A 13,113-nucleotide genomic window follows, 5' to 3' on the forward strand; every position below is an offset into this window, starting at 1 on the left:
GTCTCGCGTGAATCCAGTGACACGGATCACGTTTCGCTGCTGCGGTGCGGGGTTGCCCCGGCACGCTCGGCGAGCGGGCGCTCCCGCCAGTCGCCGGTGAGCGCCGGTGCCACCTGGTCCAGATAGGAGGCCGTCAGGTCGCGCAGCGCCGCGAGACCGGCGTCGTCCCGGGCCGACCAGATCCGTTCGGTCACCCGCATCACCGCCCCGAAGACGGCCACGACCACCCGCGGCCGCGGATCCTCGTCCACGTCCAGGCCCTCGCGGTCGGCGACGAGGCGGGCGATCTCCTCCTCCAGCTCCGTCGCGCGCCGCAGATGCGCGGCGAGGAGCGCGGGCGTCGACTCGATCACCCGGTAGAAGCGCAGGTGCAGCTCCATCGGGATCACCCGCTCCACGGCCTCGCCGATGGTGCTCCAGCTCTCCACGAGGGCGAGGCGCAGCGCGTCCAGCGGTGCCTCCCCGGGCGGGCGCGCGCGCACGGCGTCGACGAAGTGCGACTCCGCGAGCCGCGACACGAAGAACGCCGCGTCCTCCTTGGAGGCGAAGTAGCGGAAGAAGGTGCGCTGCGAGACGTCGGCCGCGTCGGCGATGTCGTCGACGGTCGTCTCCTCGTACCCGCGCTCGGTGAACAGCTCGAGGGCGGAGCGCAGCAGGAGGTCCCGGGTGCGCTGCTTCTTGAGTTCGCGCAGGCCCAAAAGTTCGCTCCTCAACCAGGGTGCCGCGGTCTGTTTCCGCAGTTCAGGCTATACGCAGATGACATGTCAGTTACTGACACGTGAATTGGTTTGTCAACTGTCAGTGGCTGTCATTAGCCTCACCGTATGACTAGTCAGACCACCATCGACAAGACCGGACCGGGGGACGGCGTCCCGTCGGGTTCCGCGCCCGCCAAGGGGCTGCGCGGCCATCCGTGGGTCACCCTCGTCACCGTCGCGGTCGGGGTCATGATGGTGGCCCTGGACGGCACCATCGTGGCGATCGCCAACCCGGCCATCCAGGACGACCTGGACGCCAGCCTCGCCGACGTCCAGTGGATCACCAACGCCTACTTCCTCGCCCTCGCGGTCGCCCTGATCACCGCGGGCAAGCTCGGTGACCGCTTCGGGCACCGGCAGACCTTCCTCATAGGCGTGGCGGGCTTCGCCGCCTCCTCGGGAGCGATCGGACTGTCCGGCAGCATCGCCGCGGTCATCGTCTTCCGTGTCTTCCAGGGCCTGTTCGGCGCCCTGCTGATGCCGGCCGCGCTCGGCCTGCTCCGGGCCACCTTCCCGGCCGAGAAGCTCAACATGGCCATCGGCATCTGGGGCATGGTGATCGGCGCCTCCACCGCGGGCGGCCCGATCCTCGGCGGCGTGCTGGTCGAGCACGTCAACTGGCAGTCCGTGTTCTTCATCAACGTGCCGGTGGGCATCGTCGCCGTCGTCCTCGGCGTCATGATCCTGCTGGACCACCGGGCCGAGAACGCGCCGCGCTCCTTCGATCTCCTCGGCATCGCGCTGCTGTCGGCCTCGATGTTCGCCCTCGTCTGGGCACTCATCAAGGCTCCCGAGTGGGGATGGGGTTCCGGCGAGACCTGGCTGTACATCGGCGGTTCGGTGGTGGGCTTCGTCCTGTTCTCCCTGTGGGAGACCAAGGTGAAGGAGCCGCTGATCCCGCTGGCGATGTTCCGCTCGGTGCCGCTGTCGGCCGGTGTGGTCCTGATGGTCCTGATGGCCATCGCCTTCATGGGCGGCCTGTTCTTCGTCACCTTCTACCTGCAGAACGTGCACGGCATGAGCCCGGTCGACGCCGGTCTCCACCTGCTGCCGCTGACCGCCATGATGATCGTCGCCTCGCCGCTGGCCGGTGCGATGATCACCAAGGTCGGTCCGCGCATCCCGCTGGCCGGCGGCATGGCCTGCACCGCGATCGCCATGTACGGCATCTCCACACTGGAGACGGACACCGGCAGCACCGTCATGTCGATCTGGTTCGCCCTGCTGGGCCTCGGCCTCGCGCCCGTCATGGTCGGCGCCACCGAGGTCATCGTCGGCAACGCGCCGATGGAGCTGTCCGGTGTGGCCGGCGGCCTCCAGCAGGCGGCGATGCAGATCGGCGGCAGCCTCGGCACCGCGGTCCTCGGCGCGGTCATGGCCTCCAAGGTCGACAGCGACCTGGCGGGCAACTGGGCGGACGCGGGGCTTCCCGAACTGACGCCGGAACAGGCCCATCAGGCCTCCGAGGCGGTCCAGGTCGGCGTCCCGCCGGTGGCCCCGGGCACCCCGGAGCAGATCGCCGCGAAGATCGCCGACGTCGCCCACAACACCTTCATCGACGGCATGAGCCTGGCCTCGCTGGTGGCCGCCGGCGTCGCGGTCGTGGCCGTGGGGGTCGCCTTCCTCACCAAGCGCGGGGTGAACGCGGACGGCGGCGCCGGCATGGGGCACATCTGACGGGCCGTCGGCCCCGTTCGCCCATCAGGGTGACGGGACCGGCGAACCCTCGCCTCCGGCGGGCCGCGCAGGTCACAGTGGGTCAAGTCCTCCGCAGGACATGGAGGACGGCATGCCGCGGCGCGCTGCTGGAGGGGGGCAGCGCGCGCGGCGGGCATAAGGCGCCGTACGGGGGTACCCGAACTCCACGAGGAATCGAGGGAGTTGATGATGGCGAGCTTCGGACAGGGATCGCGCGGGTACCCCCGTTCACGTGGCCGGACAGGCGCACGGAGCGGGCCGGACCGTGCGACGCTCGGGATCATCGGAGTCGTGTGCGCGGTGGCGGGCTTCTTCCAGCTGGGCATCGTCCTGGGCCCCGCCGCGATGGCCTGCGGCTGGCTCGCCATGGGACGCAGCTGGTCGGGCTCCCGCCCGGTGCCCGCGGTGGTCGCCTTCGTGCTGGGCGCGATCGACACGCTGCTGGCGATCGTCTGGCTCGCCGGTTCGGCGGGCATGAACAACGGCATGTTCTGACGGGCCGCGCACCCACGGCGCAGGAGTGATGAGGGGCGCCCCGGCCATCCGGCCGGGGCGCCCCTCATCGTGCGCTCGTCCGCGTTCGGGTCACGCGTCCCCGCCGGCCACCCCCGGGTCGGCCGCGGCGACGTCGAGCAGCCGGTACCGGTCGATCGCCTGCTTCAGCACCGACCGGTCGACCTTCCCCTCCCGGGCCAGCTCGCTCAGCACGGCCACCACGATCGACTCCGCGTCGATGTGGAAGAACCGCCGTGCGGCCCCGCGCGTGTCGGCGAAGCCCCACCCGTCCGCGCCCAGCGACTGGTACGTCCCCGGCACCCACCGGGCGATCTGGTCCGGCACCGACCGCATCCAGTCGGACACGGCCACGAACGGCCCCTGCGCACCCGCCAGCTTCCGGGTCACCCAGGGCACCTGCTGCTCCTCCTCGGGGTGCAGCAGATTGTGCTCCTCGCACGCCACCGCCTCGCGCCGCAGCTCGTTCCAGGAGGTCGCCGACCAGACGTCGGCGCGTACGTTCCACTCCTCGGCGAGGATCCGCTGGGCCTGGACAGCCCACGGCACCGCGACCCCGGAGGCCATGATCTGCGCCGGGATCGAGCCGTCCGTGCCCTCGCTGAAGCGGTAGACGCCCTTGAGGATGCCCTCGACGTCCACGCCCTCCGGTTCGGCCGGGTGCTGGATCGGCTCGTTGTAGACCGTGAGGTAGTAGAAGACGTCCTCGCCGTGCGGGTGCTGTTCGTCCCCGCCGTACATCCGGCGCAGGCCGTCCTTGACGATGTGCGCGATCTCGAAGCCGAACGCCGGGTCGTACGCCACGCACGCCGGGTTGGTCGAGGCCAGCAGCTGCGAGTGGCCGTCCGCGTGCTGGAGTCCCTCACCGGTCAGCGTCGTGCGTCCCGCGGTCGCGCCCAGTACGAAACCGCGCGACAGCTGGTCGCCCATCTGCCAGAACTGGTCGCCGGTGCGCTGGAAACCGAACATCGAGTAGAAGACGTAGACCGGGATGAGCGGTTCGCCGTGTGTCGCGTACGCCGAACCCGCCGCGATCAGCGAGGCCGTGCAGCCCGCCTCCGAGATGCCGTCGTGCAGCATCTGCCCGGTCGGCGCCTCCTTGTAGGCGAGCAGCAGATCCCGGTCCACGGACTCGTACTGCTGCCCGAGCGGGTTGTAGATCTTCGCACTCGGGAAGAACGAGTCCATCCCGAAGGTGCGGTACTCGTCCGGCGCGATCAGCACGAACCGCTTGCCGATCTCCTTGTCCCGCATGAGGTCCTTCAGTAGCCGCACAAAGGCCATCGTCGTCGCGATGGACTGCTGGCCCGACCCCTTCTTCACGGTCGCGTACGTCTTGTCCTCCGGCAGGGCGAGCGGCTTCGACCGCACGACGCGTGTCGGGACGTACCCGCCCAGACCGAGCCGACGGTCGTGCATGTACTGCATCTCCTCCGTGTCCCGGCCCGGGTGGTAGTACGGCGGCGGGCCGGACTCCAGCTCCTGGTCGGAGATCGGCAGGTGCAGCCGGTCGCGGAAGCGCTTCAGGTCGTCGACCGTCAGCTTCTTCATCTGGTGGGTGGCGTTGCGGCCCTCGAAGTTCGGGCCGAGCGTCCAGCCCTTGATCGTCTTGGCCAGGATGACCGTCGGCTGGCCCTTGTGCTCCAGCGCCGCCTTGTAGGCCGCGTAGATCTTCCGGTGGTCGTGCCCGCCGCGCCCCAGGTGCAGGATCTGGTCGTCGGTCATGTTCTCGACCATCGCGCGCAGCCGGTGGTCGTCGCCGAAGAAGTGGTCGCGGATGTACGCACCGGACTCGGTGGCGTACGTCTGGAACTGCCCGTCCGGCGTGGTGTTCATCCGGTTGACCAGCACGCCGTCGCGGTCCTGGGCGAGCAGCGGGTCCCAGGTGCGGTCCCACACCAGCTTGATCACGTTCCAGCCGGCGCCGCGGAAGACCGACTCCAGCTCCTGGATGATCTTGCCGTTGCCGCGCACCGGGCCGTCCAGGCGCTGGAGGTTGCAGTTGACCACGAAGGTCAGGTTGTCCAGGCCCTCGCGGGCGGCGATGGAGAGCTGGCCCAGCGACTCCGGCTCGTCCATCTCGCCGTCGCCGAGGTACGCCCACACGTGCGAACGCGAGGTGTCCGCGATCCCACGCGCGTGCATGTAGCGGTTCATCCGCGCCTGGTAGATCGCGCCGATCGGGCCGAGGCCCATCGAGACGGTCGGGAACTCCCAGAAGTCCGGCATCGACCGCGGGTGCGGATACGACGACAGGGCGTGCGGCGCCGCCGACTTCTCTTGCCGGAACCCGTCCAGGTGCTGCTCGCTGAGCCGGTCCAGCAGGAACGCGCGGGCGTAGATGCCCGGCGAGGCGTGCCCCTGGAAGAAGACCTGGTCACCGCCGTCGCCGTCCTCCTTGCCACGGAAGAAGTGGTTGAAGCCCACGTCGTACAGGGAGGCCGAGGAGGCGAACGTCGCGATGTGGCCGCCGACGCCGATACCGGGCCGCTGCGCGCGGGAGACCATCACCGCGGCGTTCCAGCGGGTGGCGTTGAGGATCTTGCGCTCGATCTCCTCGTTGCCGGGGAAGAACGGCTCGCTCTTGGTCGGGATGGTGTTGACGTAGTCCGTGCTGCGCATCTCGGGCACGGCCACGCGCTTCTCGCGGGCGCGCTCGATCAGTCGCAGCATCAGGAAGCGGGCCCGCTCCCGGCCGCGCTCGTCGACGGCGGCGTCGAGGGAGTCGAGCCACTCCTGGGTTTCCTCGGGGTCGAAGTCAGGAACCTGACTCGGAAGGCCGCCAATGATGATCGGATTGCGATCGGATGCGGAAGCCACGCTGTTCCTTCGCTCTCAGAGGGCTACTTGGCCGGGTGTCTGCGCCGATTACCCGCCGGTTCCCCATCGTGTACCTCACGGGGGCAATCGTCATCTGTACCGTGGGGTAACCGGTTCCTTCGCGGGGATCGGGGGCACGTTCATTCGAGTCTCGTACCCACGCATGGTTCCCAAATACGCAAACGGGGCAGATAGGTGTGGTGTACGTCACCTTTGGTCTGGACGGCATGGCTGGAGTTGCGGCGACACGGCCGGGATCGTCACCGTTTCGGCGGTCCCAGACGCCGGGTACTTGCGCGATCGGTCCCGCCCGTGTGGACTACGGCCAAGCTTCGCGCACGCGCGAGGCCGAAGACATCTACCGAAACATGATCAGGAGGCAACCCGTGAGCGCGACCGCGGACCACGCGGAGGAGCGGACGAACCCTGCCGCCAGGCTGGGGTTCCAGCCCGGGCAGGTGGTCCAGGAGATCGGCTACGACGACGACGTCGACCAGGAGCTCCGCGAGGCCATTGAGGGCGCCGTCGAGGGCGAGCTGGTGGACGAGGACTACGAGGACGTGGCCGACGCCGTCGTGCTGTGGTTCCGTGACGACGACGGCGACCTGACGGATGCGCTGGTGGATGCCACCACGTACATCGAAGAGGGCGGGTCGATCCTCCTTCTCACGCCGAAGACCGGCCGTGATGGATACGTCGAGGCCAGCGACATCTCGGAAGCCGCGACGACCGCCGGACTGACGGCGTCCAAGAGCGTCAGCGTAGGCAAGGACTGGAGCGGCAGCCGGCTGGCGACGCCCAAGGCCGCCAAGTCCAAGCGGTAGCCCCACGGCCTCCGCACGATCCCGGACTCCGGACGGGCCGGCCTCGGTCGGCCCGTCCGCGGGTTCGCGATGATCCCTGCGTAGGGTGTTTCCAGCGAACACCTCCGGAAGGGACGAACAGGACATGGCGATCCAGGTCGGCGACAAGGCCCCCGACTTCGAGCTCAAGGACAACCACGGCGCGACCGTCCGGCTGTCCGACTTCCGCGGCCAGAAGAACGTGGTGCTGCTCTTCTACCCGTTCGCCTTCACCGGCGTGTGCACCGGCGAGCTCTGCGAGGTGCGCGACAACCTGCCGCAGTTCTCCGACCGCGACACCCAGGTGCTCGCCGTCTCCAACGACTCCATCCACACCCTGCGCGTCTTCGCCGAGCAGGAGGGCCTGGAGTACCCGCTGCTGTCCGACTTCTGGCCGCACGGCAACGTCTCGCGCTCCTACGGCGTCTTCGACGAGGACAAGGGCTGCGCCGTCCGCGGCACCTTCATCATCGACCGGGAGGGCGTCGTGCGCTGGACCGTCGTCAACGGTCTGCCGGACGCCCGTGACCTGAACGAGTACGTGAAGGCGCTCGACACCCTGTGACCCGGCACCCGTGACCCGACACCGCGATTTGTCGGCCGCAGGGCCTGCGGGGGGCGGGAACCCGTCACTAGGATCGAATCGTTGATCCGATATCCACGCACTACGGGGCACCCCGCCCCCGGACACCAATGGAGGACTCGTGGGAGTCAGCCTCAGCAAGGGCGGCAACGTATCGCTGACCAAGGAGGCCCCGGGCCTGACCGCGGTCATCGTCGGTCTGGGGTGGGACATCCGCACCACGACCGGCACCGACTTCGACCTCGACGCCAGCGCGATGCTGCTGAACAGCGGCGGCAAGGTCGCCAGTGACGCGCACTTCGTCTTCTTCAACAACCTCAAGAGCCCGGACGGGTCCGTCGAGCACACCGGTGACAACCTCACCGGTGAGGGCGAGGGCGACGACGAGCAGATCAAGATCGACCTGGCCACCGTCCCGGCCGACGTCGAGAAGATCACCTTCCCGGTGTCCATCTACGACGCCGAGAACCGCCAGCAGTCCTTCGGCCAGGTGCGCAACGCGTTCATCCGCGTCGTCAACCAGGCCGGCGGCGCCGAGATCGCCCGCTACGACCTGTCGGAGGACGCCTCCACGGAGACCGCGATGGTCTTCGGCGAGCTGTACCGGCACGGCGCGGAGTGGAAGTTCCGCGCCATCGGCCAGGGCTACGCCTCGGGCCTGCGCGGCATCGCCCAGGACTTCGGCGTGAACGTCTGAGCGACCAGAACCACCGGGGCACCCGCCTCGATCGTCCGGCGCCGCACGGTTTACGTGCGGCGCCGGACGCGCAGGAACTCCAGGAATCATCACCCGGGGAGGGACCATCACCATGGGCGTCACGCTTGCCAAGGGCGGCAACGTCTCCCTGTCCAAGGCCGCACCGAACCTCACTCAGGTTCTGGTCGGACTCGGCTGGGACGCGCGTTCCACCACCGGAGCACCCTTCGACCTCGACGCCAGCGCCCTCGTGTGCGGCAGCGGCCGGGTGCTCGGCGACGAGTGGTTCGTGTTCTACAACCAGCTCAAGAGCCCGGACGGCTCGGTCGAGCACACCGGCGACAATCTCACCGGCGAGGGCGACGGCGACGACGAGTCGATCCTGGTCGACCTCTCCGCGGTGCCGGCCCACTGCGACAAGATCGTCTTCCCGGTCTCGATCCACCAGGCCGACGAGCGCGGCCAGGCCTTCGGCCAGGTCAGCAACGCCTTCATCCGGGTCGTCAACCAGGCCGACGGTCAGGAACTCGCCCGCTACGACCTCAGCGAGGACGCCTCCACGGAGACCGCGATGATCTTCGGCGAGCTCTATCGCTACCAGGGCGAATGGAAGTTCCGCGCGGTGGGGCAGGGGTACGCGTCGGGGCTCCGCGGCATCGCTCTAGACTTCGGAGTCAACGTTTCGTAAAGCCGCGTACGGCGCGGGGGAGCCCCTCCCCCAGACTTCGTCTGGGAGGGACCCCCAACACACGATTGGGTAGCCAGTGGTTCTGAAAACCTTCGGGTGGTCGTTCGCGGTCACCGCGCTCGGCCTGGTGGCCGCGGTCTTCTACGGGGGGTGGACCGCCTTCGGCGTCGTGGCGATCCTGTCCGTCCTGGAGATCTCGCTGTCCTTCGACAACGCGGTGGTCAACGCCGGGATCCTGAAGAAGATGAATGCCTTCTGGCAGAAGATCTTCCTCACCATCGGCATCCTGATCGCCGTCTTCGGCATGCGCCTGATCTTCCCGGTCGTCATCGTCGCGGTGAGCGCGTCCCTCGGCCCGATCGAGGCCGTCGACCTCGCCCTGACCGACAAGGACCGCTACCAGGAGCTGGTGACGGACGCCCATCCGTCGATCGCCGCCTTCGGTGGCATGTTCCTCCTGATGATCTTCCTCGACTTCATCTTCGAGGACCGGGACATCAAGTGGCTGGGCTGGCTGGAGCGCCCGCTGGCCAAGCTCGGCAAGGTCGACATGCTGTCGGTCTGCATCGCCCTGGTCGTGCTGCTGGTCTCCGCGATCACCTTCGGCGCCCACGCCCACCAGCACGGCGGCACCCACGCCGACAAGGCGGAGACGGTCCTGCTCTCCGGCATCGCGGGTCTGATCACCTACCTCGTCGTGGGCGGCCTCTCCAGCTTCTTCGAGGAGAAGCTCGAAGAGGAGGAGGAGCGGGAGCACGAGGCCGAGGAGAAGGCCGAGCGCGAGGGCAAGCCCAAGTCGGCCGTCAAGCTGGCCGGCAAGGCCGCGTTCTTCATGTTCCTCTACCTGGAGGTCCTGGACGCGTCGTTCTCCTTCGACGGCGTCATCGGCGCCTTCGCCATCACCAACGACATCGTCCTGATGGCCCTCGGCCTCGGCATCGGCGCCATGTACGTCCGGTCGCTGACCGTCTACCTGGTCCGCCAGGGCACCCTCGACGACTACGTCTACCTGGAGCACGGCGCCCACTACGCCATCGGCGCCCTGGCCGTCATCCTGCTGGTGACCATCCAGTACGAGATCAACGAGATCATCACCGGCCTCATCGGCGTGGTCCTGATCGGCGCCTCCTTCTGGTCCTCGGTGCGCCGCAACCGCGCGATCGCGGCGGCAGGCGGCGGCGATCAGGAGAAGGCGGAGGTCTCCTCCGGGGTGTGAAACCGCTCCGTCCCCGGGCCGGGTTCGCCCCCGGTGCGCCCGCACCACTGGTGTGAACCCGGCCCGGACGAGGAACGCTCTGAGCGGGGCGGCCGACGAGGACGACTCCTCGGGGCCGCCCCGTCGGCGGTCGAAACAAGGTGGGGGCGGTAATGGGCTTCTTGGACGGACTGTGGCGCGGCCGCGAGTCCGAGTTCGACTCGGGCAGCGCGGCGACCAACTCCATCCAGCTGACCAAACGGCACAGCCAGGTCTCCCTGACCAAGCAGGGCGCGGCCACCGGCCACCTGCGCGTCAACCTGGCCTGGCGCATGCGCACGTCGGACATCATGGGCGCCCAGCGGGAGAGCCTGCTGCGGCACCCCTTCAAGGCGCTCAAGCCGCCCGAGGTCGTCGGCCACAGCCAGAGCATGGTCAACGTGGACCTCGATCTCGGCTGCCTCTACGAACTCATGGACGGCACCCGCGGAGTCGTCCAGCCGCTCGGCGGCTTCCTGGGCGACGTCAACGCCCCGCCCTACGTCAAGCTCAGCGGCGACGACCGCTTCGGCTCGGCGTCCGGCGAGACGATATACGTCAACCTCGACCACAAGGACGCCATCAAGCGCCTCCTGCTCTTCGCCTACATCTACGACCAGACCCCGGCATTCGACCGGACGCACGCCATCGTCACGCTCTACCCGAGCAACGGCCCCCGCATCGAGATAGGCCTCGACGAACGCCATCCCCAGGCCCGCTCCTGCGCCGTGGTGATGATCGAGAACATCAAGGGCGAGATCTTCGTCCGCCGCGAGGTGAAGTTCGTGTACGGCTTCCAGGGCGAACTGGACCGGCTCTACGGCTGGGGCCTGCAGTGGGGCCGCGGCCACAAGAGCAAGGCGGACCGCTAGGGTCCGCCCTTCACGGCCGTGTCGTCGGGTCGTCGGTGGGCTAGCGCCCGACGAACTGCGGTCCCTGCGGCGGCATCCGGAAATCCGGGTCGGGCGCCGCGGTGACCGGCTGCGGGTAGCCGTAGCCGGACTGCGCGTCGGCGGCCGCGGCCGGGGCCTGCGGATATCCGTACCCCGGCGCTCCGGCCGGCTGCGGGTAACCGTAGGCGGGCTGGGTGGCCGGCGGCTGCTGCGGAAAGCCGTACGCGGGCTGTGCCGGGACGCCCGCGGGCTGCTCCGGCGGCAGCGGCCGCGAGGCCCCCGGGAGGGGCTGGACGGTCGTCGGCTGCTCGGGACCGACCACGGGCTGCGCGGGCGCGGTCTGGGCGGCCGTGGCGGCGGGGGTCTGCGCGGGGCCGGGCTGCGCGGGCGGGAACGTCGGCTCGGAGCGAGGGGCCGACAGGGGGTCCTCCGCGCCCTCCGACTCGTCCACCGAGATGCCGAAGTCGGTCGCCAGGCCCTTGAGCCCGTTGGAGTACCCCTCGCCCAGTGCCCGGAACTTCCAGCCCTCCCCGCGCCGGTACAGCTCGCCGCAGATCAGCGCCGTCTCCTGGCCCGTCTCCGGCTTCACGTCGAAGTACGCCAGCGGTTCCGCGTCGGCCGAGGCGGCGTCGTGCACCAGGATGCGCAGGGACCGCACACGGTCGAAGGCGACCCCGTCCGCGGACGCCACCAGCAGGATCCGCCCGACCGAGGGCTCGACCCGGGAGAGGTCTGTCTGGATCGTGTCGGTCAGGCCCTCGGCGACCCGCTTCTTGCCGAGCCGCCAGACCTGGCCGGAGGGATGCCGGGGCTGGTTGTAGAAGACGAAGTCCTCGTCGGAGCGCACGCGGCCGTCCGGACCCAGCAGCAACGCGGAGGCGTCGATGTCGGGGGCTCCGGACCCGGGTGTCCAGCGCAGCACGGCGCGTACCGTGGTGGCTTGCAGCGGGACGTTCGATCCCTTCAGCATCGCGTGCGTCATGCGGTCATCCTGCCCTCTCGGTCCTGGTCACGACAACGCGGGGGCGGGTACTCGGCCCGTGTCCGCCCTCCCGGGTGGCCATCGAAGACATGGCCGGGTTACCTGGAATTCATGCCCGGTGGGAACCTCCGACATGGATACGTACGTACTATTACCGGCCACCTTTCGACGATTCACAGGTTGCCCAGACACTGCGGGGGAGTTTAAATGCGTCATTTCGGACAGATTGCCCCTGAAGTGCGGAAGCGTCTGTTCCACCAGGAGCCCTGCGCCTTCTCGGCCGACTCTCCGGCCCGGCTGCTCTCCGCGGCCCTGGGCGCCACGCTCTACAGCCCCGCCACCCGGCCGAACCTCGCCGAGGACGTCCTCAAGCAGGGCGCGCGCGGTGTGGTGTCGATGGTGCTGTGCCTGGAGGACTCGATCGACGACGCCGACGTACCGGTCGGTGAGGCCAATCTCGTCCGTCACCTCAATGATCTGGCGAAACGTTCCGACGCCGATGTCCCCCTCCTGTTCGTCCGGGTCCGCACCCCCGAGCAGATACCCGACCTCGTGCGCCGCCTCGGCCCTGCCGTGCGGCTGCTGTCCGGATTCGTGCTGCCGAAGTTCACCGAGGAACGCGGCGTGCCCTTCCTGGAGGCACTCGCCGCCGCGGAGGCCGCCAGTGGCCGCAGGCTCTTCGCCATGCCGGTCCTGGAATCCCCTGACCTGCTGTACCGGGAGTCCCGGGTGCAGACGCTGGAGGGGATCTTCCGCGCGGTCGACAAGTACCGCGACCGCGTGCTCGCCCTGCGGCTCGGTGTGACCGACTTCTGCTCCTCCTACGGGCTGCGCCGCGGCCCCGACATGACGGCGTACGACGTCCAGATCGTCGCCTCCGTGATCGCCGACGTGGTGAACATGCTCGCCCGCGCCGACGGCACCGGCTTCACCGTGACCGGGCCCGTGTGGGAGTACTTCCGCGTCCCGGAGAGGATGTTCAAACCGCAGCTGAGGCAGAGCCCCTTCCTGGAGGGCCAGGCCGTCGGACTGCGCCAGAAACTGATCGAGCACTCCATGGACGGCCTGCTGCGGGAGATCTCCCTGGACCGCGCCAACGGCCTGCTGGGCAAGACCTGCATCCACCCCTCGCACGTGCTCCCCGTCCACGCGCTGTCCGTCGTCAGCCACGAGGAGTTCAGCGACGCCCAGGACATCCTGCGGCCGGAACGCTGCGGCGGGGGTGTGATGAGGTCCGCCTACACGAACAAGATGAACGAGGTGAAGCCCCACCGCGCCTGGGCCGAGCGGACCCTGCTGCGCGCCGAGGTCTTCGGGGTGGCGAACGAGGACATCGGCTTCGTGGAACTGCTCGCCGCCGGACTGTCCGACTGACCGCAACGATCCACGACCGACGCAAGGGCCC

The 13,113-nt window shown here is 69.0% G+C and carries 12 protein-coding genes; 9 read left to right on the forward strand and 3 right to left on the reverse strand.

The window, feature by feature from the left end:
• Nucleotides 1–26: 26 nt before the first annotated feature.
• On the reverse strand, nt 27–698 hold the full coding sequence (locus ACGF3J_RS03310) for a TetR family transcriptional regulator (protein WP_202557336.1): 672 nt from the start codon (nt 696–698) through the stop codon (nt 27–29).
• A 126-nt stretch (nt 699–824) separates the two neighbouring features.
• Between ACGF3J_RS03310 and ACGF3J_RS03315 the strand changes: the two genes are divergently transcribed.
• Both ACGF3J_RS03315 and ACGF3J_RS03320 read left to right on the forward strand, forming a co-directional pair.
• The gene (locus ACGF3J_RS03315) at nt 825–2,435 is read left to right on the forward strand and encodes an MFS transporter (RefSeq protein ID WP_161325839.1); all 1,611 of its coding nucleotides are present in this window, start codon (nt 825–827) and stop codon (nt 2,433–2,435) included.
• A gap of 207 nt (nt 2,436–2,642) precedes the next feature.
• The gene (locus tag ACGF3J_RS03320) at nt 2,643–2,951 is read left to right on the forward strand and encodes a small hydrophobic protein (RefSeq protein WP_161325840.1); all 309 of its coding nucleotides are present in this window, start codon (nt 2,643–2,645) and stop codon (nt 2,949–2,951) included.
• Nucleotides 2,952–3,041: 90 nt separating this feature from the next.
• Here ACGF3J_RS03320 and aceE read toward each other — a convergent pair whose 3' ends face one another.
• Nucleotides 3,042–5,789 carry a pyruvate dehydrogenase (acetyl-transferring), homodimeric type gene (gene aceE, locus ACGF3J_RS03325; protein WP_161325841.1) on the reverse strand — a complete coding sequence of 916 codons (2,748 nt, stop codon included), beginning with the start codon at nt 5,787–5,789 and terminating at the stop codon, nt 3,042–3,044.
• Between the two features lie 386 nt (nt 5,790–6,175).
• Between aceE and ACGF3J_RS03330 the strand changes: the two genes are divergently transcribed.
• The 6 genes from ACGF3J_RS03330 to ACGF3J_RS03355 all read left to right on the forward strand — a co-directional run bounded on the left by ACGF3J_RS03330 (nt 6,176) and on the right by ACGF3J_RS03355 (nt 10,705).
• The gene (locus ACGF3J_RS03330; RefSeq protein WP_166661640.1) at nt 6,176–6,613 is read left to right on the forward strand and encodes a DUF3052 domain-containing protein; all 438 of its coding nucleotides are present in this window, start codon (nt 6,176–6,178) and stop codon (nt 6,611–6,613) included.
• Nucleotides 6,614–6,737: 124 nt separating this feature from the next.
• A complete protein-coding gene (locus ACGF3J_RS03335) occupies nt 6,738–7,196 on the forward strand; it encodes a peroxiredoxin (RefSeq protein ID WP_161325842.1) in 459 nt (152 codons plus the stop codon).
• 139 nt (nt 7,197–7,335) lie between these two features.
• Nucleotides 7,336–7,911 (forward strand): calcium homeostasis/redox stress adaptation protein, encoded by a 576-nt coding sequence (locus ACGF3J_RS03340; RefSeq protein WP_161325843.1) that lies wholly within the window; start codon nt 7,336–7,338, stop codon nt 7,909–7,911.
• 112 nt (nt 7,912–8,023) lie between these two features.
• Complete coding sequence (locus ACGF3J_RS03345) at nt 8,024–8,599, forward strand: TerD family protein (RefSeq protein ID WP_161325844.1); 576 nt, start codon at nt 8,024–8,026, stop codon at nt 8,597–8,599.
• Between the two features lie 76 nt (nt 8,600–8,675).
• The gene (locus ACGF3J_RS03350; protein ID WP_393853433.1) at nt 8,676–9,815 is read left to right on the forward strand and encodes a DUF475 domain-containing protein; all 1,140 of its coding nucleotides are present in this window, start codon (nt 8,676–8,678) and stop codon (nt 9,813–9,815) included.
• A 152-nt stretch (nt 9,816–9,967) separates the two neighbouring features.
• A complete protein-coding gene (locus ACGF3J_RS03355; RefSeq protein ID WP_161327229.1) occupies nt 9,968–10,705 on the forward strand; it encodes a Tellurium resistance in 738 nt (245 codons plus the stop codon).
• Nucleotides 10,706–10,745: 40 nt separating this feature from the next.
• Here ACGF3J_RS03355 and ACGF3J_RS03360 read toward each other — a convergent pair whose 3' ends face one another.
• On the reverse strand, nt 10,746–11,708 hold the full coding sequence (locus tag ACGF3J_RS03360; protein ID WP_161327230.1) for a TerD family protein: 963 nt from the start codon (nt 11,706–11,708) through the stop codon (nt 10,746–10,748).
• Between the two features lie 207 nt (nt 11,709–11,915).
• Here ACGF3J_RS03360 and ACGF3J_RS03365 point away from each other — a divergent pair, with 207 nt between their 5' ends.
• On the forward strand, nt 11,916–13,082 hold the full coding sequence (locus ACGF3J_RS03365) for an HpcH/HpaI aldolase/citrate lyase family protein (protein ID WP_161327231.1): 1,167 nt from the start codon (nt 11,916–11,918) through the stop codon (nt 13,080–13,082).
• Nucleotides 13,083–13,113 lie beyond the last annotated feature (31 nt).

Origin of the sequence: Streptomyces sp. NPDC048171, assembly GCF_043202655.1 — a bacterium.
GTDB lineage: Bacteria > Actinomycetota > Actinomycetes > Streptomycetales > Streptomycetaceae > Streptomyces.